We start from the raw sequence: 21,209 nt of genomic DNA on the forward strand, positions 1-21,209 counted from the left end.
ACAATGACGGAAGAAAACGATATGGCGCATGAAGTCGCCGCTGAAACCAATGGCGAAACGCATTCCGGCTTCGTCGCCCTGATAGGCCCGACCAATGCCGGAAAATCGACCTTGGTAAACCGCCTTGTCGGTGCCAAGGTGTCGATCGTCAGCCACAAGGTGCAGACGACGCGCGCCATTGTCCGCGGCATCGCGATCCATGGCAATGCGCAGATCGTCTTCATGGATACGCCCGGCATCTTCAAGCCGCGCCGCAGACTGGACCGCGCCATGGTCACGTCGGCCTGGGGCGGGGCCAAGGATGCCGATCTCATCATGTTGCTGATTGACAGCGAGCGCGGCCTGCGCGGCGACGCGGAGGCGATCCTGGAAGGGCTCAAGGAGGTGCGACAGCCGAAGATACTCCTGCTCAACAAGATCGACCGCGTCAGGCGCGAAGACTTGCTGGCGCTGGCCGCTGCCGCGAACGAGAAGATCGCCTTCGAGCAGACCTTCATGATCTCGGCGGAGAACGGCTCCGGCTGCGACGACGTCATGGATTATCTGGCCAAGACCCTGCCCGAAGGCCCGTGGTACTATCCGGAAGATCAGATTTCCGATCTGCCGATGCGCCAGCTCGCCGCCGAGATCACCCGCGAAAAGCTCTTCCTGCGTCTGCACCAGGAGCTTCCCTATTCCTCCCACGTCGAAACGGAAAAATGGGAAGAGCGCAAGGACGGCTCGGTCCGTATCGAGCAGGTGATCTATGTCGAGCGCGACAGCCAGAAGAAGATCACGCTTGGCAAGGGTGGCGAGACGATCAAGGCGATCTCCTCGGCATCCCGAAAGGAACTCGCCGAAATCCTTGAACAGCCGGTGCACCTGTTCCTCTTCGTCAAGGTTCGCGAGAACTGGGGCGATGACCCGGAGCGGTTCCGGGAAATGGGGCTCGACTTTCCGCGTTGACCGATTGAGAGAGACCGGCAGCTCGAATGGCTTGGCGAAACCAGGCGGCTGCTCATAAAATTTCTGCGGCCATGTCTTTTTTGAATGCAAATCGGTCAAACAGAAAATAAGGTCGGTGATGCCACTTTTCCTCCGATTTTGCTTCTTATCGACAGAATCGGAAAAGCGGCTCACTCAGGTGGCATGGCCTATAGCCCGCTAACCGGGCATAAGGGGGTACCAGAGGTAGAGATGCGGGTTATGCAGACGGTGTGCGCCGTAAACGGCGTTCAGCGAAGGGCGCGGAGATCATGAACGCAAGCCGTGTTCTGGTCCTTGAAGACAGTCTCATCATCGCGATGGAAGCGGAAGATATGCTCCGCGCCGTCGGCGTGGGGGCCATCGATATCGCAAGCGGCCTCGATCAGGCGATGGATGCCGTGAAGTCGGAAAGCTATGATTTCGCGCTACTCGACGTCAATCTCGGCGAGGCGATGAGCTTCGGCTTTGCCCGGCATTTGAATGACACGGGCATCCCTTTCGGCTTCGTCAGCGGCTATTCCGATACGCGGGACTTCCCACCGGACCTCCAGGATGTGCCGCTTCTCGTAAAGCCCTTCGACGAAGGTGCGATGCGCGAATTCCTCGAGAAGCTCTTTCCGACTGCCGAATTGGACCCGGCTTCATGACATAGGGCTGTGCTTGCTTTAGGATCAATTCCGCAAGCTTGAGGGTCGTTCGCCATGCAGTGGCAGGATCATGCAATCATTCTTGGCGTCAAACGCCACGGCGAGACCAGCGTCATTGCCGAGGTGATGACGCGTGCTCGGGGCCGGCATCTCGGGCTGGTGCGTTCCGGCCGTTCGCGCGCGATGCAGCCGGTACTGCAGCCCGGCAATGAGGTGGATGTCATCTGGCGCGCGCGCCTCGACGAGCATCTCGGCGAATTCCGCGTCGAGCCGCTGCGGTTGCGCGCAGCACAGCTCATGGAAACAGCCACCGCCGTCTATGGGGTGCAGGCGATGGGCGCTCTTTTGCGGCTTTTGCCGGAGCGCGACCCGCATCCGCATCTTTACGATGCGCTCGAAGTCATCCTCGACAATCTCCACAATCCGGCGGATGCCGGTGAACTTTTCGTCCGCTTCGAGCTCGCCGTCCTCAACGACCTCGGCTTCGGCCTTGACCTTGCCGAATGCGCCGCAACGGGCGCGCGGACCGATCTTGCCTATGTCTCGCCGAAATCCGGCCGGGCGGTCAGCCGGTCAGCCGGTGCCCCCTGGGCGGACAAGATGTTCGTGCTTCCGGGCTTTCTCCGCGCCGACGGCAATGATGCCGCAGACTTCGACAGTCTGAGCGCGGCCTTTCGCCTGACGGGCTTTTTCTTGCATCGCCACGTCTACGAGCCGCGCGGGATCGAAGCGACTGCAGCCCGCGACGGCTTCATTCAGGCAGCCCTGAAGGCACTCAATTCGTCTCTCGGGGCCGTTCCTCCAGCGCCGGACGAGCTCTCGGCCTGAGGGCGGTTTTTCACTGCTGAAAAACATGCTGCGGAATTGGAGGTTTATCCGTTCCGGCGTCCTGCCTATGTCTGCTCATATTGCTTTGGAGGACTTTCATGCTGACGAAGACAGATAATGCGACAACGATCACGCTCTGGAATGGCCGCGAAATCCCGAGGCTCGGCATGGGCTGCTGGGCGATCGGAGGGCCGTTCTTCGCAGGCGACGTGCCACTCGGCTGGGGGGAGGTCGGCGATGACGAGTCGATCGAGGCCATTCATCGCGCCGTCGATCTCGGCATCCGCTTTTTCGACACGGCTTCGAACTATGGCGCCGGGCATTCGGAAGAAGTCGTTGGCCGCGCGATCGGCAATCGCGACGATATCGTTATTGCCACGAAATTCGGTTTTGCCACGGACGAGAAAACGAAGCAGGCAACGGGCGCCTTTGCCGATCCAGCCTTCATTCGCCAATCGGCGGAAACGTCGCTGCGCCGGCTGAAGCGCGAGCGGCTCGATCTCCTGCAGTTCCACCTGAACGATTTCCCGCTGGAAGCGTCGGACGAAGTTTTCGATGTACTCGAGGCACTCAGGGCAGAGGGTAAGATCGACGCCTTCGGTTGGAGCACGGACTTCCCGGATCGCGCCGCCCGCCACGCAGGTTGCAAGGGCTTCGTATCCATACAGCACACGATGAATGTCTTTGAGCCGGTGCCGGCCATGGTCGATGTAGTCGAGAAGAACGGCCTGCTGTCGATCAACCGCGGACCGCTGGCGATGGGGCTTCTGAGCGGCAAGTTTACGCCGGAGAAGACAGTCGGCGCCAAGGATGTCCGCGCCACGAGCCTCGACTGGATGGTTTATTTCAAGGATGGGCGCATCGCGCCGGAATTCGCAGCCCGTTTGGAAGCCGTTCGCGACCTGCTGACCACCGGCGGCCGCACGCTGACACAAGGCGCTCTTGCGTGGTTATGGGCACGCTCGCCGCGCACGCTGCCCATTCCCGGTTTTCGCACAGTCGCCCAGGTTGAGGAAAACGCCGGCGCTTTGGAAAAGGGAACGCTGCCACGGGATGTGATGGCACGGATCGATGCGGCGCTAGCCGGCCGCTAACCCGCCGCGCGCACCTTGAAAGCCCAGCCTTCCGGCCGTTCCTCAATGATGGTGACGGCATCGCCGATGGCGATCCGGCCGGTGCCGAGCGGTACGGCATTCCAGCCGAAAATCGCGCCGCGCACGCGGCGGTCTGCCGACATGCGGATGCGGCCCATGGCAGGCATCGGGTTTGGCACCTCGCGCGAGCCCGTCATTTGGTCCTGCGTCGTCATGATGCAGCGCGCGCAGGGTTTCACGAGATCGAAACGGATGCCGCCGATCTCGATTGCCGCCCAGCGGTCCTCCGGCCAGGCTTCGTCCGTATCGATAACGATGTTCGGCCGGAAGCGCTCCATGCCGACGCTGCCCTCCGCATGCGAGGCGAGGTTGGCGTTGAGCGCTTTCAGTGAGCCGGTCGTTGTCACCAGGATCTGATAGCCGTCCGCGAATGTCATGGGGGTCTCACCGCCTGCCCATTCGGGGTTGGCGATGCGCTGCGCCTGACTATCGAAGAAGACCAGCTTCACGTCCCGTCCGAGCCATTCGGAAAGCCGCGCATTGCTTTCGTCGTCGGCAACTGCGGCATTCACCAGGGATTTCCAGACGACGACATCCATGCGGCGGTCCGGCTGCGGCGGCGGGACGGCGATATCCGGCTTCCCCGTCATCACCAGCCGGAAAGCCTCCGGCTCAGGCTGGACTTCGATCCGGGCGAGTGCCGGCAATTCGCGTTGCGTGATGAAATGTCCGTCAGGATCCGTCACCATCGCGCGCCGGTCGCCGGGAAGGCCGAAGGCGTCTACCGCCGAGAAAGGGATGGCGATGGCGCGGGCGCTCTTGAGCGGATAGATAAAAAGATCGCTGACGCGCATTTCGTTCTCCTAAATCTCGTCCATGAATGCCGTGAGGAAGTCGCGCAGACGCTTGTCGCGTTCGGCGGCAAGGGCGCGACCCGCCACCGTCTGAAATCCGTCGGCAAGTTTGAACAGCTTTGTCTGAAAATGGTCAATGGCATAGCGCCGGTCGTCGAGAGGGCGACGTTCGGCAGCCGGATCGAATGGATCATAAAGGCCCGACGCCATGCGGCCGCCGATATAGAAACAGCGCGCCGCGCCCACCATGCCGATTGCGTCGAGGCGGTCGGCGTCTTGCAATATTCGCGCTTCCAGGGTTTCCGGCGTGATGTTGGCAGAAAAGCTGTGGGTGGTGATCGCATGCGCAACGGCCGCGATCTCATGTGCCGCCCAGCCCAGTTTCTTCAGGATGCCGGATGCCTTCTCTGCGGCGAGTGCCGAAGCTTTGGAGCGCAACGGTGAGCTCTTTTCGACCGCAACGCAGTCATGGAGCAGAACGGCGGCTGCTAGGATCCGACCGTTTCCGCCCTCTGTTGCGTGTATCCGCATCGCATTGCGGAAGACGCGCAGGATATGGGCAAGGTCATGCGACCCGTCATCGCCCTCCGTGGCGTAGGGAGTGAGTTTGGCCGCGAGACTTTCAAAAGGAGAAAAGGCCTTGGCTTCGAACATGCCTGTCACCGGATTTTTAGGAGTGCTCGGACTTTCGCATAAAGCTTCCGGACACGAGTCGCAATGAAGCTCTCAGCTCGCCTTCGCCATGGATCCGGAGCGTGATGCTGAAAGCAGCCGCGCGACGTCAGCGGCAGGTGCCGGCGGGCTGATGTAGTAGCCTTGAATCTCGTCGCATTCCTCGCTTTCGAGCAGGCTCTTCTGTTCGGCCGTCTCGACGCCCTCGACGGTGACGCGCATGCCGAGCGCGTCGCCGAGCAGGATGATTGCGTGCATGATGGCATAGGCTTCCTTGTTTTCGGCGATTCCGCAGACGAACGATTTGTCGATCTTGATCTTGTCGAAGGGAAAGCTGCTCAGGTAGCTCAGCGACGAATAACCGGTGCCGAAATCATCCATGGAAATCCGGATGCCGCGCTCCTTTAAGGCATGAAGGATCGGCAGCGTATCGTCGAGATTTTCCATCAGCACGCTTTCGGTGATCTCCAGTTCCAGCCGCGCCGGGGATATCGCAGCCTGCGCAATCGCCTCATCGACATCGGCCAGCAGATTGCTGCTGGTGAACTGGATCGCCGAGACGTTGACGGCGATCTTGATGTCTTCCGGCCAGCATGCGGCCTGGCGGCACGCCTTTCTCAGGACCCAGCGCCCGATATCGACGACGAGGCCGACCTCTTCGGCAAGTGGGATGAACTCCATCGGCGGCACGCGGCCGCGCGTTGGATGGTTCCAGCGTACAAGGGCTTCGAAACCGCAAATGCGCTGCTGACGCAGGTCGTAGAGCGGCTGGTAGTGCAGTTCGAATTCGTCGCTGTGCAATGCCAGCCGAAGGTCGGCTTCGAGCGCGTGGCGGGCCTGGATGCGGGATGCCATCTCGCTCGTGAAGAAGCGCTCGTGCTTGCGTCCGTCCGCCTTGGCCTGCGAGAGCGCGACACCGGCGTTGCGGAGCAATACGTCGGTCTCGGCACCATCTTCGGGCGCGAGTGCAATTCCCATCGAGACGCTGAGCTCGATCTGCTTGTCGCCGCGAAAGAAGGGCTCTGAAAGCTCGCGGCGGATCTGGTCGGCAAGCGCCGTGACATTCCACGGCTGCTGCCTTCCACGTTGAAGAATCGCGAATTCATCGGAGCCGAGGCGGGCCAGCATATTCTCGCTGCTAGCCGATGCACGGATGCGTTCTGCAACCTGGCGAAGGATGGCGTCGCCGGTCGAAACGCCCATTGTATCGTTGATAGATTTGAAGCGGTCGAGGTTCAGGTGCACGAGCGCGATCTGCTCGTTTGGCGCGCGCTCGGAAAGGGCGGCATCGACCTGCTCGCGAAAACGGATGCGGTTCGGCAGGCCGGTCAGCGGATCGTGATGCGCGAGGTGGGCGATCCGCTCGGCGGCCTTCCGCTCTTCGGTGATGTCTGAATGGATCGCGATATTGCTGCCATCCGGTAAGACGGTCACAACACTGAAGATAATGCGGCCGTCGTCCATCAGCCATTCGCGCCGGCGGATTTTACCTTGGCCGGGCGGCATTGCAGACGCCTCTTTGGAGCGGTAAGCGGATCGAACCATCTTCCTCTCTTTTCCGGGGATCCTGGTGCTGAGAGCCCGCACAGAAACTCCAGGGACTGCCTGATCGGCGGAGAAACCGAAGAGCTGGCGGAACCGGTCGTTGCAGAGGATCAGGCGCTGTGCCGAATCGAAGACGCTGAGACCGAGCGGCAGGTTATCGAGCACGAGGGCGAAAAGGGCATGGTTGCGGCCATGGTTTCGATAGGTCTCGATGACCAGCGCCATGAGGCGCTTCGCATCGACTGAACCGTCGTTGTTTACGGCTTGGGTGCATTGCTGCCAAAAGAGCGTATCAGCATCCATGAGGGCAATTATCCTGCATGCAGGCCGCTGCGAATTACCGCTGATCCCCATAGCTCAAATCCGAGCAGGAAACGCCGCGCTTCGCACCGGGCATGCAAAGGCCTTTCTGAAAATCTTTAAAATATTCGATTTAAACAATACCGGAAACGACCGGTTCTGCTGCGGCAACCCGTTGCAATCATTATCTGTGGGCCGAATTAACAATCGGTTGCCTACGAAGTATATGAGAAATCGTATATTTCAACCATGCCACGTGCACGCTCAGGATGCAAGGCGGCAAGCTTCGTGTAAAAGCATTGTCAACCTTGATTAATGAGAAGTTAACAACTTATTGACCCGACTCGCAAATCAGTTTATCCACCGAGTCAGTTTTGATTTTCCCCCATCGTATTGCGTACAGACATCACCGGAAAAAAGGCGGTGAACGGAGGTTTGTATGACTCATGTTTCATCTGTTTCAGAAACGTCTTATGCCTATTTGGCGACCCTTTCGCGGCTGGACGCGAATGGTGATGGCGTATTGAGCCGCGGGGAGCGTGCAGCTGATGAAAAGCCCGGCATTTTCAAGCGGTTCAGTGAAGACCATGCAGGACGCCAGCCGCGCTCCACAGCTGGCGACAATGTTCTCGCCTTGATGATCGAACTTGGCGATAGCGGCGCCGGGAGCGTGGCGTCGAATTCTCAGGATGCGGCAGGCGAGAGCGATCACGCCTCCGAACTCTACCGCAATACATACGGCCAGTACGACCTCGACATCGCGCCCTGAGCTTGACCTGCAGCAATCGATGAAGCCGGCCTCGAATGGCCGGCTTTTTGTTGTGCGCCCAGCATGGGCACATTCTTGTGGGTGCAAGTCCCACCGTAAGCTGGTCATAGCGAGCGAAGAGAAGCGCAACTGCGGAAGGGTGACCGACCGTGGGGAGGAAGCGTGGATCGAAACTGCGGGCCGATGGACAAGAACCGGATATGAGGCGGTGCCGACCAGGGCGAGCGGGCAACAAACCGCGAAGCCCTTGTGACCGAGGGGAGGCAGCGTAAATCCGGCGGTCGTGCAGTGAAGGAGTGCGTTCTTACCTGGGGAGATCTCGCTTTGCGCCTGAAAGGGCGACGGTGTCGAGCCGGAGCGAGAAGTCAGCAGAGGCCGTAGTAGGGAGCGCCTTGGTGCAAACGAAGGGCCGAACGAGAGAGAGTGAAGTTCCTCCGAGGATGAGCAAGGCCCTGCGTCAGATGCCGGGAGTGTCCGGGCGATTGGAGAAGGAGGCGGGTGAAGCCTGCCGGAGCTCCGATCTCGACGAAGCCGAGCCCCCGCCGCGGCACAGGAACGACACAGGCGCGGGGCTGCTGGACGCGGCCCTGAGGCGAGAGAACCTTCTGCAGGCCTGGAAGCAGGTGCGGGCCAACAAAGGCGCGGCGGGCGCGGACGGACTGGACATCGACCAGACGGCCGCGATGCTGCGCAAGTGCTGGCCGGCCATCCGCGACAGCCTACAGGAAGGGACGTATCGGCCGCAGCCGGTGCGTCGCGTGATGATCCCGAAGCCGGGGGCGGCGAGCGCGAGCTTGGCATCCCCACGGTGCTGGACCGCCTGATCCAACAGGCGCTCCTGCAAGTCCTCCAGCCAATCCTTGATCCGACCTTCAGCCAGCACAGCTACGGCTTCCGCCCGGGAAAGAGTGCGCACGATGCCGTCCTGGCGGCGCAATCGTTCGTGCAGTCCGGGCGGCGGGTCGTGGTGGACGTGGACCTGGAGAAGTTCTTCGACCGGGTTGACCACGACATCCTGATCGACCGTCTGCGCAGGAAAATCCCCGATCCCGGCATTATCCGCCTGGTCCGGGCGTACCTGAACGCCGACATTGTCGATGGGGATGCGACCGTCAAGCGGATCAGGGGCACGCCGCAAGGCGGGCCGCTGTCGCCGCTTCTGGCCAACCTGCTGCTGGATGAGGTGGACAAGGAACTTGAACGGCGGGGCCATGCGTTCTGCCGCTATGCCGACGACTGCAATGTCTATGTGCGGTCGCAGCGGGCGGGTGAACGGGTGATGGCTCTGCTGCGGCGCCTCTATGGCCGACTTCACCTGACGGTGAACGAGACCAAAAGCGCCGTTGCCAGCGTCTTCGGCCGCAAGTTCCTCGGCTACACCTTCTGGGTGGCGCCGGGGGGTGTGGTCAAACGAGGTGTCGCCGACAGGGCAATCAAGGCGTTCAAGGATCGCATCCGCGAGCTGACGTCCCGCGTGACGGGACGGTCCTTGCAGGCCGTGGTCGAACAGCTGGGCGTCTTCGTGCGCGGATGGAAAGCCTACTTCAGGCTGGCGCAAACACCTGGGGTCTGGCGAAAGCTGGACAAGTGGATGCGTCACCGCCTGAGAGCCATCCAGCTCAAGCAATGGAAGATAAGCAGGACGATCTTCCGGGAACTGATGGCGAGGGGAGCAAAAGCCGATGTGGCGCTGCAGGTGGCGGGAAACTCCCGTCGCTGGTGGCGCAACAGCGCCAAGCTCCTCAACTCCATCCTCACGATCAAATGGGCCGACCAGCTCGGAATGCCCAGACTCGCTTGACCTCAATCCCTCGAACCGCCCGGTGCGGACCCGCATGCCGGGTGGTGTGGCAGGGGTGCGATCACATACGATCGCCCCCTATGCCGATTGCCTGATCTGCAGCAGGAACACCTTCCTCTATGAGGCGTTGGGAACAATAAGCTCTCAAAAATGGAAGGAATCCGCATGGCAAGGATAGTCACAATCGCGGCATTCGCAGTTGCCGCAACGGCTTCGATGGCATTTGCGCAGGATAAGCAGACAGCGGTTGCAAATTTTGTCGGCGAGGACGGCAAGGAGAACGGCCGTGCGACGCTGACGGCTGCGGCCAGCGGCGGCGTACTAATCGAACTCGAGGTCTCCGGCCTTCCGTCAAACCGATGGGTGGGGTTCCATGTCCACGAAGTCGGCAAATGCGACCCGGCCACCCATCATGAATCGGCAGGCAAGCATTTCAATCCGACGGAGGCCGAGCACGGCATCCTGACAGCCAAGGGTCCGCATGCCGGCGATATGCCGAATCAATTTGTCGACCAACACGGCGTGCTGCGCGCCCAGGTCTTCAACACCATGGTGACGCTTGACGGCAAGGAGGACGGCGTTCGCGGCCGTGCGCTGATGATCCACGCAAATTCGGATGACTATCGCAGTCAGCCGGCGGGCGATGCAGGCGCAAGGCTCGCTTGCGGCGTTATCGAATGATGGGTGGGGCGCGCCGTCTTCTCAACTGTAGTAGAAGCGTTCGGCGTACCAGTCCGTCGAAGCCATCGGCTTTTCCTGCGCGACCCAGCGGGCGATATCGCTTTCCTCCAGCAAATCCGCCGTCACCTGATCTTCAACGCCGACAAAGATGAGATTGGTATTTTCCCTGAGGCGCGGATCGAGTGTAAAGCCCATCCGGCTGTCATTGGCGCTGTGAAGCAGGTCCATCCGGACATAGAAGAATTCCGGATGGTAGCTCATCCCGCTTGCCTCGTTGAAGGCATGCGCGACGTCGATGACCGACTTCGCCGGACCATTATAGGCCGTGATCGCCTCGTTAAGCCCGAAGGTCGCCCCGTAAAGAGCAGTGGAGCGGGCGGGAATGATGGTGATTTCGCCGTTCGTCAGATCGATCTGTTGACCAGAAAAGCCGCTGACCTGACCGTCGAGCGCGCCTCGGAAGAAATAGGAGAAGCGCCCGCGCGTCAGATAGATCGCCTGCCAGCGAAACCGGACATATTCCTCCGACGGCCCCATAAGGTCCTTCAGGGTCTGCAGGCACTGCAGAAACGTATCGCGGTAGTTCGGCAGCGGCATCGGTCCATCTCCTTGGGAGGTTAACCGATGGAGAGTCAAAACGTTCCGTGCCGGAGTGCCGGTTGCCTACCGGCGGCTTTTTCGTTCTGGCATCGCAGGCTCTCCGGCTATCATTTGGGCATCGGCGACCGCCGTCGGCCCGGACTGCGCTTCGGCGCCGTATAGGGGAATGAGATGCCCTGCCTGATCGATGGCGAGCTTGGCACGCTTGATCATGTCGCGGCTCACACCCCACCAGTCCCCGGTCTTGGCCCAATAGCGCAGCGTGAGACCGATCGTTGCGCCGCTCATGCTGTCGATGAAGACGGCAGGGGCTGGCGTTTTCAGGATGCGCGGGTCGGCCTTGGCAAAGCCGAGCAATCGCTCCATGGCGGCATCGGCATCGTCTTCATAGGCGAGGCTTATCTTCAACTCGTTCTGGCGCGTTGGTTCCCGGCTGTAGTTGGTGATCGGCGTGTTCCAGAGGATCGAATTCGGAGCGAGCCGATAGAGCCCGTCAAATGTCTTGAACTCCGTGGCGAAGAGGCCGATCTCGCGAATGGTGCCCGAGACGCTGCTCGTCTCGATATATTCCCCGACCCGGAAGGGGCGCAGGATGAGCAGCATGATACCCGCCGCGATATTCTGCAGCGTTCCCTGCAGCGCCAGGCCGATCGCCAGGCCCGCAGCGCCAAGAGCAGCGATGATCGACGCCGTCTGAACGCCGAATTGGGCAAGAACCGTGACAAAAACGAGGATCAGCAGAGCATAGCGCAAGACATTCGTGAAGAAACGCGCCAGCGTTTCGTCGATGCCACGCACCCGCGACATGCCTTCATAGGCCCAACGGCTCACGAAGCTCGCCATGACCCAGCCGGCGATCAGAAGGATAATCGCTCCGAGGATCGAGAACGAGTATTGCACGGCAAGCGCGCTTGCCTCGTTGAGCGCGGTGCGGGTTGCCGCGATGACGTCCGTTGCCTGCTCCATGCCAAGGCTAGATGGGGCAGGCGGCAGAAGCGTCAACCGTCAAATTCTGTCGTCACCGAGAACACGAAAGGCGCATTGCCATCGGCATCAGCACCGCGTCCGATGGCGCGGACTGCATCCACCAGACGGCCCTTTCTTTGGAGCAGCACATCGCCGATTTCGACGATTCGGGCATTGGGCGTCGCATAGGGCGAGGCGCTGCGCAGGCGCTTTGCCAGCGCCATCTCGTCCTGGTCCGGCGCAAGCGAAAGCGCGGCGATCAGGGCGGCGGCGGGGGAGCGGGAAACTCCCATCCAGCAATGGATCAGCAGAGGCGAGCGCTGATCCCAGGCGGCGGCAAAATCGATCAGCTGGCGCACATGCGCCTCCTCAGGTGCGACGAGATTTCCTGTTCCCTTGAAGGCGATGTCGTTCATGTATAGGAGCAGGTGGCGGTCGGCGGTAATCACGCCGGGCCGGTGGAAGGCCTGTTCCTTTGCCATCAGGCTGATCATTTCCCGCGCCCCGTGGCGCACCGCCATTTCGGCGATCCGGAAAAGCGGCGAGACGACGATCCTCGTCATGGTTTCGCACTCCTCCGCATCGTCTCGATCGCCTCGAAGCGCTCGCAGAAGAGCCGCTGAGCCTCCAGCGCCGGAAGCGGCTCGATCAACAGCATGTCCTTGCTGATGCCGCGCGGCTGGCCGAAGAATTTCCGGGCTTCGACAGGCGTGAAACCGGCCAGGCAGGTCGCCTCGAAATAGGCCGCGATCGTATCGGCCTTCTTGATCTTATCCTTGAGTTCCCGTGACGGGTGCGGCGGCAGGCCGAAGCGCAGGTGAACCGCCGCCTCGAGACGCTTCTCCACGGCCTTATAGCCGCCGCCGACGACTGACTTGAACGGCGAGATCATGTCGCCGATCACATATTCCGGGGCATCGTGCAGCAGCGCCATCATGCAATCGTCCGGCGTCGCATGGTTGAACCGCCGGAAAATGTCCTCGACGACGAGGCAGTGCTGGGCGACGGAGAAGGCATGGTTCCCGCAGGTCTGGCCGTTCCAACGCGCGACACGCGCCAGGCCGTGGGCGATATCGCTGAGCTCGACATCGAGCGGCGAGGGGTCGAGCAGATCCAGGCGTCGGCCAGACAGCATGCGCTGCCATGCGCGTGGCTCCTTGCTCACGCGCTCGCCTCGTCGGCGCTCGCAGGGAAGGTGAGGCCGGACCAGGGCGGCAGTCTTAGCGAAACGGTCGTCTCTCCCGCCAGCAGCGAAATACCGCTTGCGATGGCTTCGCCGACGCGATCGATGCGGACGATCGCAAGCCCATTTTTGCCGACGACGGTGCCCAAAGCGCCGACCGGCTTTCCGGCAGCGGTGATCTCGGTCCCTGTGGCGGGCAGATCGGCATCGGCGCTGACTGATACGACACGCCGGCGCGCGGTGCCGCGATGCTGCATGCGGGAAACCACCTCCTGACCGACATAGCATCCCTTTCTGAAGGAAAGACCACCGTTCAGATCCAGCAGCACGTCATGCGGAAACGCGTCCTGGAGGGCGAAATCCGCACCGGAAATCGCAACGCCGTGCGCGGCGCGCAGGGCATCATAAAGCATGGCATCCGCCGTGCCATGATTGCCGCGGCAGCGCAGAAGCACCTCCCCGGCCTTCGCAAAGCGGCTGTCGGCCACGCCTTCCGCGGCCACTTCGTCCCAGGACACGGTAACGCCTTGCTCTTCGACCTGTTCAAGTGTCACAGCGGCGTGCAGTTTGTACATGGCCAGCCGCTTCAAGAGCGCATCCCGCTGGCCGGCGTCCGTCTCGATGATGAAATCGGCACCGTCGCGCCAGATCATGAAGTCGAACAGGATCTTGCCCTGCGGCGTCAGCAGCGCGCCCGGCCGGGCTTCGCTTGCGGAAAGCGAGACGATGTCGGTCGTAATGAGATTGTGCAGAAAGGCTTCGGCGTCGGCCCCGCTGACGCGGATAAGCGCGCGATCCTTCAGAAAGACGGCTGGCATGGCGGAACCTGTCGCGTTCGTTATCGCTCAGAAGTAAGTCTTCCGTGCGCTGGCTGCAAGCGGGATTGAAAGGCCAAGCTCAGTCGCCGGCCGTGAAGAACTTCCATTTGCCGGCGGGCGTAATGCCGAGACGGTAGAAAGTGTAGCCGCCGAATTCCTGCATGTCGGAAAGGTCGCCCGCAGTGACGATGCGCAACAGTTCCACGCGTTCCGGCGGGGTCAGAGCCTTCAAATCCTTCTCGGCGAAATAAGGCCAGACATACATCTCGTTCGGCGTGCCTGCGCCGACATGCACAAAACCGGTCGAGACCACGTCGAGCATGATTGCAAGGATCTCGTCGCCGTCCGGGTCGCCCGATAGGTCTTTCAGCGTGCCGATCGGGTCGTCCGTCGGTTCGCCCACTGACACTTGCGTCTGTTCGGCACCGCTGCCGAAGAGCGGCCGCAGGCGCTCCAGGTCGCCGGATGCTGCGGCTTCTACGATCTGCTCGCGCATGCGGCGCACCGGCTCCGGCACCTTGCTGATGTCGTAGATTACTTCGACAGGCTTCGAATCGTCACTCGCGCCGGGCGTCGTGTCGCTGCCTTGGCTGCTGTCCTTGCTGACGAGGGGATCCGGCATCGGCACGCCCGGAGACGTTGAAGGCGGTGTCTGGGACTGTCCGGAATTTTTCTGATCGGCCGCCTGCGGATCGGCTTGGCCCGGAATCTTCTGGAGTTCAGAAAGAGCATTTGCCGAAGGAGCCGCCAGAATGCCGGCGCTGAGACAAACAGCGAGCAGGAGCGGCGCGATCGAAAGCCGCGGTTCGGTGTCCTTACCGGTACGCATGGGACTCTCTATTATTGCAGGGTGCGGTTCGGAGAAAATTCGCCACCCAGCATACGTTCGCGCAACGAATCAAGCAGCGCCTCTGCACCCTTTTCGCCATGGCGGCGGATCGTTTCGCGCAGCGCTTGAACGATTGCCGTGTCGGCAATAATCTCTGGCTCGATACCGTCAGCCATACCGTCGGCCCAGGCTTCGTTGTGGTACTCCAGAGCCGCCTGCATCTTTTCGTGGACGATCATGTCGTCGATGTCATTGAGGCTTGGTTCCATCATCTCTTCCTCAAATTGCATGCCTTACTGCCTGGTTAACAACTCTATCAGCCTTTTCCCAAAACGACACGCGCGCGAGTGAAAACAGGTTAATTTATCCCTAATTTCCAAAGCGCGAGGTAATTTCTGTGGCGAGTGTTGCACCTTCGTTACGGTAGCGCTCTTCTGCCACGATGGCTGATGGAGTGCAATCGTTGTAGACCGAAGCAAAAGCGCGGTAGCCGCGGTTGAACGCCGCCGTCAGCCTTTCCTTCCGCTGCGGTTCGTCTTTCGTTTCCGAATCCAGCAGCTTTTGCATGTCGCTTCGCCATTCGCTGCCGCCCGGCGCCTTGCAGAGCGTGCGCAGGTAGTGGACCGAGCCGATCACCTCCGCCAGCCGCGAGAGCTTGTCGTCATAAGGCACGACCACGGGCGCTGCCGGCACGGCTTCGGGAACCGCCGGCGGAGCCTTGTCCTGCGCCCATGCCGCAGCCGCTATTGCCGAACCGGCGCAGACAAGGAGAGGCAGAAAAACGCGTCGAACGGGAATCATATTGATAGAAGATACCTGCGCCGTGACCGGAACAAGGCAGGCTGATGACTATCCACGCCGTTATTGTTGCACGGAGAGCCGTTCGGCACATTCAAGCACCGACTGCGGCACCGGCAAGCGGCGGATTTCCTCGACGGTGTACCAGCCGAGAGCCGCTGCGTCGTCCGACGCCACCGCCACCGCGTCCCCGTCAGCCTCCACGGTGAAGACCGAAAGGAGAAAGTGGCTGCTGACGCTGCTGTCGGCGGCATGGGCCGTCAGGTCGTAGGACGCAAAGAGCTGCGGACTATAGGCGCGGATGCCGGTCTCCTCCTCAAATTCGCGCAGCGCCGTTTGATCAGGCGTCTCGCCATCCTCCGCCCGGCCGCCGGGAAAGGCGTACATATCCGCAGACGGCGGGTTGCGGCGGAGCACGAGGAGAAAGCGGCCGTCGCGCTCGAGGATCGCTGAAGACGCTGCTCTTGGTTTTGAAGTCATGACCTGCCGTCTCTACACTCAGCCGGGGATTTGCGTATTCTCGTTTTGAATATTCAATCGCCGATTCGAAGGGAAGGGGCACCCTGACCTATATCATCTACGCTTTTGCAGCACTCTTCGAAATCGCGGGCTGCTTTGCCTTCTGGGCCTGGTTGAGGCTGGGCAGGCCGATTGGCTGGCTCGCGCCGGGCATGGTCTCGCTTGCCCTCTTCGCCTGGCTTCTGACGCTGGTGCCGAGCGAGGCGGCCGGGCGCACCTTCGCGGCCTATGGCGGCATTTACATCGTCGCATCGCTTGTCTGGCTGTGGCTTGCGGAAAACCGTGTTCCGGACCGTTGGGATATCGGCGGGGCGGCCGTCTGCCTTGCCGGAACGGCGATCATTCTCTTCGGGCCGCGCAGCTAGGGTTGCGCCTTGACGGTTGCGAAACAGGGTGCAAAGACAAATTCATGTGCGGACGCTATGCCTTGACGCTGACCCCGGAGGAGTTGAAGGAGATACTTGGGCTGCTGGAGCTCGGGGACTTTCCCGCGCGCTACAATATCGCGCCGACGCAGCCGATCCTCGTCGTCGTTTCCGGCGAAGCGCAGGAGCGCGGCAGCAATCTTCCAGATCGCCGCGCCGTGCTGGTGCGCTGGGGTTTCACGCCGTCCTGGGTCAAGGATCCGAAGGAATTTCCGCTGCTCATCAATGCGCGGGCCGAAACCGCAATCGGCAAGGCATCCTTCCGCGCCGCGATGCGCCATCGCCGTGTGCTCGTCCCGGCTTCCGGCTTCTACGAATGGCATCGTCCCTCGAAAGAAAGCGGCGAGAAACCCCAGGCTTATTGGATCAGGCCCCGCCGCGGCGGCGTGGTTGCGTTCGCCGGCCTGATGGAGACCTGGTCGTCGGCCGACGGCTCGGAAGTCGATACAGGCGCGATCCTGACCACGGCCGCCAACGCTTCCATCGCAACGATCCATGACCGCATGCCGGTCGTCATCAAGCCGGAGGATTTCGCCCGCTGGCTCGACTGCAAGACGCAGGAACCGCGCGACGTTGCCGGTCTGATGCAGCCGACGGACGAGGATTTCTTCGAAGCGATCCCCGTCGCAGACAAGGTCAACAAGGTCGCCAACATGGGAGCCGACCTGCAGACGCCCTTGGTGGTCAAGACGCCGCCGAAACCGCCCGGCAAGAAAGCTGGCGACGGACAGCTCAGCTTCTTTTAAAACCCCATATCATTCAGCATTTTCCTGAAACCCAAAGTTCTTGATCGAGGCTGCCCTTTCGGGTTTGGGGTTCGGACAGGATCGCCTATGGGGGCCGCCGTCGCGTCGTTCCTCTGATTTTTTGGCTTGGGATATGGCGCGCGTTACTGCAGCCGGCACAAAACCCGCCGCGTGGCGGGTTCTCGATGTCATCATCGTATCGTCATGAGCTTGCTGGCGATCAGCCTACTCGTTCGCTTCTTCCGTCCGGCTTAGGCGATCTTCTTGACGAGGGCCGGCTTGCTCTTCAGCATCAGCGCGGCGGCCAGAACGGCCTTGAGGCCGAGCGGGCGGTAATGTGTGCTCAGATCCGGCTTTGCCGCTTGTTCCGCCTGGTCTGTTTTCTTCGAGGTCACGATACTCTCCTTACACGCTTCCCTAGACTTTTTATTGTTCTGCTCTCTTGTCGCCAAAAACGACAAAATAGAGGCATGGTTTATCAGGAATTGTGTACTCCATGCACATTGCGCGAGGCTTGATGCGAAGCTTCGCGTTCGTCGGGGCTTACGGGAGAGTACGAAATCAGATGTGGCGGCCGATATCGTCGTCGCCGTCGCCCGGTTCTTCGATCGTGAGCGTGCCGTACTTCAATCGCCACTTACGTGCTCCGAAGGGCAGCGACAGCAGGTAGACGATGACGGTGAACACCATGACCTCCCAGGTAAAGCTCATCAGGAGAGCGACATAGAGCACGACGCCGAGCATCAGCGGCAGCACCAGATCGCGCCGCAAGCGGCTGCCTTCGGACTTGCCGGACCAGACGGGCAGGCGGCTGATGAGCAGGAAAGCGATCAGAACCGTATAGGCCGAAGAGATATAGGCGAAGGTGCGGTCTTCGGTGAGGCCGAGGAAGCCGAGATAGACGGGCAGCAGCACCAGCATGGCACCGGCGGGCGCAGGCACGCCGACGAAATATTCGGATTGCCAGGGCGCGCGGTTTTCCCGTTCCGCCATGACGTTGAAGCGGGCGAGGCGGAGGCCTGCGGCGATCGCATAGATCAGCGCGGCGATCCAGCCGATGGAGCGCGCGCTGTCCAGCGCGAAGACATAGACGACGAGAGCGGGCGCGACACCGAAATTGACGATGTCGGCGAGCGAATCCATCTGCGCGCCGAACTTGGAGGTTGCTTTCATCAGGCGGGCGATGCGCCCGTCGATACCGTCGAGAAAGGCGGCCAGCAGCACCATTATCACCGCCAGCTCGTAGCGGCTCTCGAAAGCGAGGCGGATGCCGGTGAGGCCCGCGCAGATCGCCAGAATCGTGATGAGATTGGGAACGACGAGGCGTAGCGGAATTTCGCGGAGCCGCGGACCGCGCGCCGCATCGTTCGGGCCGTTCGGTTCGAAGGGCGGAAAAGGCGTCTCCATAGCACGCTCCATTCGTTCTAGCTGCGGCGGCTGATGACGGGTCCCTTGGCGGAGCCGAATTCAGCAAGTACCGTTTCGCCGGCAATCGCCGTCTGGCCGAGCGAAACACGTGCTGCCGCGCCGGCCGGCAGGAAGACGTCGAGCCTGGAGCCGAAACGGATAATGCCGAAACGCTCGCCGGCATCCAGCGGCTCGTTGTTATTGGCCCAGCACAGAATACGGCGGGCGACGAGGCCGGCGATCTGCACGACGCCGATCTGGCCGTGGACGGTCTCGATCACCAGCCCGTTGCGCTCGTTGTCTTCGCTGGCCTTGTCGAGCTCGGCATTCACGAAGCTGCCAGACCGGTAGTTGATGCTCACGACGCGGCCGCGCATCGGCGCGCGGTTTACATGGCAGTTGAAGACGTTCATGAAGACGGAGATGCGCAGCATCGGCGCGTTGCCTAGGTTCAGCTCGGCGGGCGGCGTTACCATCTGGATCGAAGAGACCTTGCCGTCGGCCGGCGAGATCACCAGGTCATCATCCTGCGGTGTCATGCGCTCGGGATCGCGGAAGAAGTAAGCGCACCAGAGGGTCAGGACGAGGCCGACCCAAAAGAGCGGCTCGAATATCCAGCCAAGGATCAGCGAAGCTACGAAGAACGCGGCGACGAATACATAGCCTTCCTTGTGCACCGGAACGATGGTGTTTCGAACGGTATTGAGCAAGCTCATCGACGCTGGTCTCCTCGCGCTTTTTCGTTCCCGCTGGTTATAGAAAAAGTCCTGCGGGAGCAATGCCGTGGCGCTTCCGCCCGACCTTATGGCATGGTTCTAAACAGCAAAACGACAGAGCGGCCCTTTGGTTCGAACGCTCAGCTTGCCGGCGCGAGACGGGCAACTATGCCCAGGTCGTCGCTTTCGCGCACTTGCTTCAGATGTTCCTCCGCCTGCGTTGCTTCGCGCTGGCGGTTCCACATCGAGGCATAGAGGCCATTTTTCTCGAGCAGCGCCGCATGCGTTCCACGCTCGGCGATCTCGCCGCTTTTCAAGACGATAATCTCATCCGCGCCGATGACGGTCGACAGGCGGTGGGCGATGACAAGTGTCGTGCGGTTCTTCGAAACGACGTCGAGGGCCGCCTGGATTTCCCGCTCCGTCGTCGTGTCGAGCGCCGAGGTCGCCTCGTCGAGGATCAGGATCGGCGGCGCCTTCAGGATCGTGCGGGCGATGGCGACGCGCTGTTTCTCCCCGCCCGAAAGCTTCAATCCGCGCTCGCCGACCTTGGTTTCGAAGCCCTCCGGCAGCAACTCGATGAAATGCGCGATCTGGGCAATTTCCGCAGCCGTCTTCACCTCGGCATCGCCGGCCGACGGGCGGCCATAGCGGATATTGTAGGCGACTGTGTCATTGAAGAGCACGGTATCTTGCGGAACCATGCCGATCGCCGAGCGAAGGCTCTTTTGCGTGACATGGCGGATATCCTGGCCGTCGACTGTGATCGCGCCGCTCTGGATGTCGTAGAAACGGTAGAGCAGGCGCGAAAGCGTCGATTTGCCGGCGCCGGACGGGCCGACGACCGCGACGGTCTTGCCGGCCGGGACTTCGAAGGAAATTCCCCTAAGGATCGGCCGCACCGGATCGTAGGAAAAATGCACGTCCTTGAAGCTGATCGCGCCCTGACCGATCTTGAGCGGAGCGGCGTCCGGCGCATCGGTTACCTCGGGCGTCACGTCGAGCAGGTCGAACATCTGCTCTATATCCGTAAGTCCCTGGCGGATTTCGCGATAGACGAAGCCGATGAAGTTCAGCGGCACGGAAAGCTGCAGCAGCATGGAATTGACGAAGACGAAGTCGCCGATGGTCTGCTCGCCGCGCTGGACGGCAAAGGCTGAAAGCAAAAGCATGACTGTCGTGCCGAGGCCGAAGATGACGCCCTGGCCGAAGTTCAGCCAGCCGAGCGAGGTCCAGACATCGGTCGCTGCCTTCTCGTAGCGTTCCATCGACCTGTCGAAGCGTCTGGCCTCCATCTCCTCGTTGCCGAAGTATTTGACGGTCTCGAAGTTGAGGAGGGAATCGATCGCCTTGGTGTTGGCGTCGGTATCGCTGTCGTTCATCGTCCGGCGGATGGCGATGCGCCAGTCCGACGCGCGGATCGTGAACCAGATATAGGCCCAGACGGTGAAGGCGGTCACTGCGAGATAGGAAAAACCGTAGACCCACCAGAAGATCACGGCGGTCAGCAGGAATTCGATGACGGTCGGAACCGAGTTCAGGATCGTGAAGCGCACGATCGTCTCGATGCCCTTCGTGCCGCGCTCGATGATCCGCGACAAGCCGCCGGTCTTGCGCTCCAGATGGAAACGCAGCGAGAGTTCGTGGATATGCACGAAAGTCCGGTAGGCGAGCTGGCGCACCGCATATTGGCCGACGCTTGCAAAGAGTGCGTCGCGCAGTTGATTGAGGCCAAGCTGGATCAGGCGGGTGAGGTTATAGGCGATGACCAGTACGGTCGCGCCGACGAGGAGCGGCGGTAGGGTTCCGGCGAGATCCACGCGGCCGTTCAGGGCATCGGTCGACCATTTGAAGAAATAGGGAACGAGCAGCAGCACAAACTTGGAGACGAGCAGGAAGACCGTTGCCCAGACGACGCGCATCTTCAGGTCCGTCCGTCCGGAAGGCCACATGTAGGGCCAAAGATTGAAGAGCGTCCGCAGGAGGTTGGATTCCGAAACCGTCTTGCCGTTTGCCATGCCTATCTCCAGCCCGGTCGGGCTCGG

The 21,209-nt window shown here is 61.3% G+C and carries 25 protein-coding genes and 1 pseudogene; 10 read left to right on the forward strand and 16 right to left on the reverse strand.

Translation table 11 applies throughout. The features are described from left to right. The first annotated feature begins 3 nt into the window (after positions 1-3). From era to QA644_RS04650, 4 genes and pseudogenes are all read left to right on the forward strand, one after another. On the forward strand, positions 4-945 hold the full coding sequence (gene era / locus QA644_RS04635) for a GTPase Era (protein WP_283071289.1): 942 nt from the start codon (positions 4-6) through the stop codon (positions 943-945). Between the two features lie 257 nt (positions 946-1,202). Further along, positions 1,203-1,613: pseudogene (locus QA644_RS04640) on the forward strand (hypothetical protein); the annotation flags it as partial. Between the two features lie 54 nt (positions 1,614-1,667). Then, positions 1,668-2,441 (forward strand): DNA repair protein RecO, encoded by a 774-nt coding sequence (gene recO, locus QA644_RS04645; protein ID WP_074067155.1) that lies wholly within the window; start codon positions 1,668-1,670, stop codon positions 2,439-2,441. 98 nt (positions 2,442-2,539) lie between these two features. Then, positions 2,540-3,535, forward strand: coding sequence for an aldo/keto reductase (locus tag QA644_RS04650; RefSeq protein WP_283071290.1), 996 nt, complete (start codon positions 2,540-2,542; stop codon positions 3,533-3,535). Here QA644_RS04650 and QA644_RS04655 read toward each other — a convergent pair. The 3 genes from QA644_RS04655 to QA644_RS04665 all read right to left on the reverse strand — a co-directional run bounded on the left by QA644_RS04655 (position 3,532) and on the right by QA644_RS04665 (position 6,909). Then, positions 3,532-4,389 (reverse strand): MOSC domain-containing protein, encoded by an 858-nt coding sequence (locus QA644_RS04655; protein ID WP_283071291.1) that lies wholly within the window; start codon positions 4,387-4,389, stop codon positions 3,532-3,534. The two genes, QA644_RS04650 and QA644_RS04655, sit on opposite strands and share 4 nt — an antisense overlap. A gap of 9 nt (positions 4,390-4,398) precedes the next feature. Then, positions 4,399-5,043, reverse strand: a complete 645-nt coding sequence (locus QA644_RS04660; RefSeq protein ID WP_239594812.1) for an HD domain-containing protein — start codon at positions 5,041-5,043, stop codon at positions 4,399-4,401. Positions 5,044-5,115: 72 nt separating this feature from the next. Continuing rightward, a complete protein-coding gene (locus tag QA644_RS04665) occupies positions 5,116-6,909 on the reverse strand; it encodes an EAL domain-containing protein (RefSeq protein ID WP_239594810.1) in 1,794 nt (597 codons plus the stop codon). Between the two features lie 436 nt (positions 6,910-7,345). Between QA644_RS04665 and QA644_RS04670 the strand changes: the two genes are divergently transcribed. From QA644_RS04670 to QA644_RS04685, 4 genes are all read left to right on the forward strand, one after another. Beyond that, positions 7,346-7,675, forward strand: coding sequence for a hypothetical protein (locus QA644_RS04670; protein WP_283071292.1), 330 nt, complete (start codon positions 7,346-7,348; stop codon positions 7,673-7,675). Positions 7,676-8,115: 440 nt separating this feature from the next. Next, entirely contained in the window at positions 8,116-8,499 is a 384-nt protein-coding gene (locus QA644_RS04675) for a hypothetical protein (protein ID WP_283069810.1), read from the forward strand. Then, complete coding sequence (locus QA644_RS04680) at positions 8,484-9,476, forward strand: reverse transcriptase domain-containing protein (protein WP_283069807.1); 993 nt, start codon at positions 8,484-8,486, stop codon at positions 9,474-9,476. Before QA644_RS04675 ends, QA644_RS04680 begins: the two co-directional genes overlap by 16 nt. Before the next feature lie 165 nt (positions 9,477-9,641). Further along, positions 9,642-10,157 (forward strand): superoxide dismutase family protein, encoded by a 516-nt coding sequence (locus QA644_RS04685; protein WP_283071294.1) that lies wholly within the window; start codon positions 9,642-9,644, stop codon positions 10,155-10,157. A gap of 21 nt (positions 10,158-10,178) precedes the next feature. Here QA644_RS04685 and QA644_RS04690 read toward each other — a convergent pair whose 3' ends face one another. The 9 genes from QA644_RS04690 to QA644_RS04730 all read right to left on the reverse strand — a co-directional run bounded on the left by QA644_RS04690 (position 10,179) and on the right by QA644_RS04730 (position 15,831). Continuing rightward, entirely contained in the window at positions 10,179-10,754 is a 576-nt protein-coding gene (locus tag QA644_RS04690; RefSeq protein WP_239594806.1) for a hypothetical protein, read from the reverse strand. Positions 10,755-10,820: 66 nt separating this feature from the next. Then, positions 10,821-11,723, reverse strand: coding sequence for a mechanosensitive ion channel domain-containing protein (locus QA644_RS04695; RefSeq protein WP_283072450.1), 903 nt, complete (start codon positions 11,721-11,723; stop codon positions 10,821-10,823). Between the two features lie 32 nt (positions 11,724-11,755). After that, positions 11,756-12,286 (reverse strand): tyrosine phosphatase family protein, encoded by a 531-nt coding sequence (locus tag QA644_RS04700; protein ID WP_239594805.1) that lies wholly within the window; start codon positions 12,284-12,286, stop codon positions 11,756-11,758. Further along, a complete protein-coding gene (locus QA644_RS04705; RefSeq protein ID WP_074070213.1) occupies positions 12,283-12,858 on the reverse strand; it encodes an HD family hydrolase in 576 nt (191 codons plus the stop codon). The genes QA644_RS04700 and QA644_RS04705 overlap by 4 nt, the downstream gene beginning before the upstream one ends. A gap of 26 nt (positions 12,859-12,884) precedes the next feature. After that, the gene (locus QA644_RS04710) at positions 12,885-13,748 is read right to left on the reverse strand and encodes a folate-binding protein YgfZ (protein WP_283072451.1); all 864 of its coding nucleotides are present in this window, start codon (positions 13,746-13,748) and stop codon (positions 12,885-12,887) included. Between the two features lie 55 nt (positions 13,749-13,803). Further along, positions 13,804-14,553, reverse strand: a complete 750-nt coding sequence (locus QA644_RS04715) for a hypothetical protein (protein WP_283071296.1) — start codon at positions 14,551-14,553, stop codon at positions 13,804-13,806. An 11-nt stretch (positions 14,554-14,564) separates the two neighbouring features. Beyond that, on the reverse strand, positions 14,565-14,822 hold the full coding sequence (locus QA644_RS04720; RefSeq protein ID WP_027507415.1) for a hypothetical protein: 258 nt from the start codon (positions 14,820-14,822) through the stop codon (positions 14,565-14,567). Positions 14,823-14,922: 100 nt separating this feature from the next. Next, positions 14,923-15,354, reverse strand: a complete 432-nt coding sequence (locus tag QA644_RS04725; protein WP_239594799.1) for a TIGR02301 family protein — start codon at positions 15,352-15,354, stop codon at positions 14,923-14,925. 60 nt (positions 15,355-15,414) lie between these two features. Further along, a complete protein-coding gene (locus QA644_RS04730; RefSeq protein WP_283071299.1) occupies positions 15,415-15,831 on the reverse strand; it encodes an NUDIX domain-containing protein in 417 nt (138 codons plus the stop codon). Between the two features lie 83 nt (positions 15,832-15,914). Here QA644_RS04730 and QA644_RS04735 point away from each other — a divergent pair, with 83 nt between their 5' ends. Together QA644_RS04735 and QA644_RS04740 are read left to right on the forward strand one after the other, a co-directional pair. After that, entirely contained in the window at positions 15,915-16,235 is a 321-nt protein-coding gene (locus QA644_RS04735) for a YnfA family protein (RefSeq protein WP_283072452.1), read from the forward strand. Positions 16,236-16,279: 44 nt separating this feature from the next. Next, a complete protein-coding gene (locus QA644_RS04740; protein ID WP_283071300.1) occupies positions 16,280-17,041 on the forward strand; it encodes an SOS response-associated peptidase in 762 nt (253 codons plus the stop codon). Positions 17,042-17,292: 251 nt separating this feature from the next. On the opposite strand, the gene QA644_RS04745 is transcribed toward QA644_RS04740, so the two are convergent. The 4 genes from QA644_RS04745 to QA644_RS04760 form a co-directional block, all read right to left on the reverse strand. Continuing rightward, positions 17,293-17,436 carry a hypothetical protein gene (locus QA644_RS04745; RefSeq protein WP_022714660.1) on the reverse strand — a complete coding sequence of 48 codons (144 nt, stop codon included), beginning with the start codon at positions 17,434-17,436 and terminating at the stop codon, positions 17,293-17,295. A gap of 166 nt (positions 17,437-17,602) precedes the next feature. Then, positions 17,603-18,448, reverse strand: a complete 846-nt coding sequence (gene pssA / locus QA644_RS04750) for a CDP-diacylglycerol--serine O-phosphatidyltransferase (RefSeq protein ID WP_074067183.1) — start codon at positions 18,446-18,448, stop codon at positions 17,603-17,605. Positions 18,449-18,465: 17 nt separating this feature from the next. Beyond that, on the reverse strand, positions 18,466-19,164 hold the full coding sequence (locus tag QA644_RS04755; protein ID WP_239594786.1) for a phosphatidylserine decarboxylase: 699 nt from the start codon (positions 19,162-19,164) through the stop codon (positions 18,466-18,468). Positions 19,165-19,304: 140 nt separating this feature from the next. Beyond that, on the reverse strand, positions 19,305-21,182 hold the full coding sequence (locus QA644_RS04760; protein WP_283071301.1) for an ABC transporter ATP-binding protein/permease: 1,878 nt from the start codon (positions 21,180-21,182) through the stop codon (positions 19,305-19,307). Between the last annotated feature and the right edge of the window lie 27 nt (positions 21,183-21,209).

It is taken from the genome of Rhizobium sp. CC1099 (genome assembly GCF_029714385.1).
GTDB lineage: Bacteria > Pseudomonadota > Alphaproteobacteria > Rhizobiales > Rhizobiaceae > Rhizobium.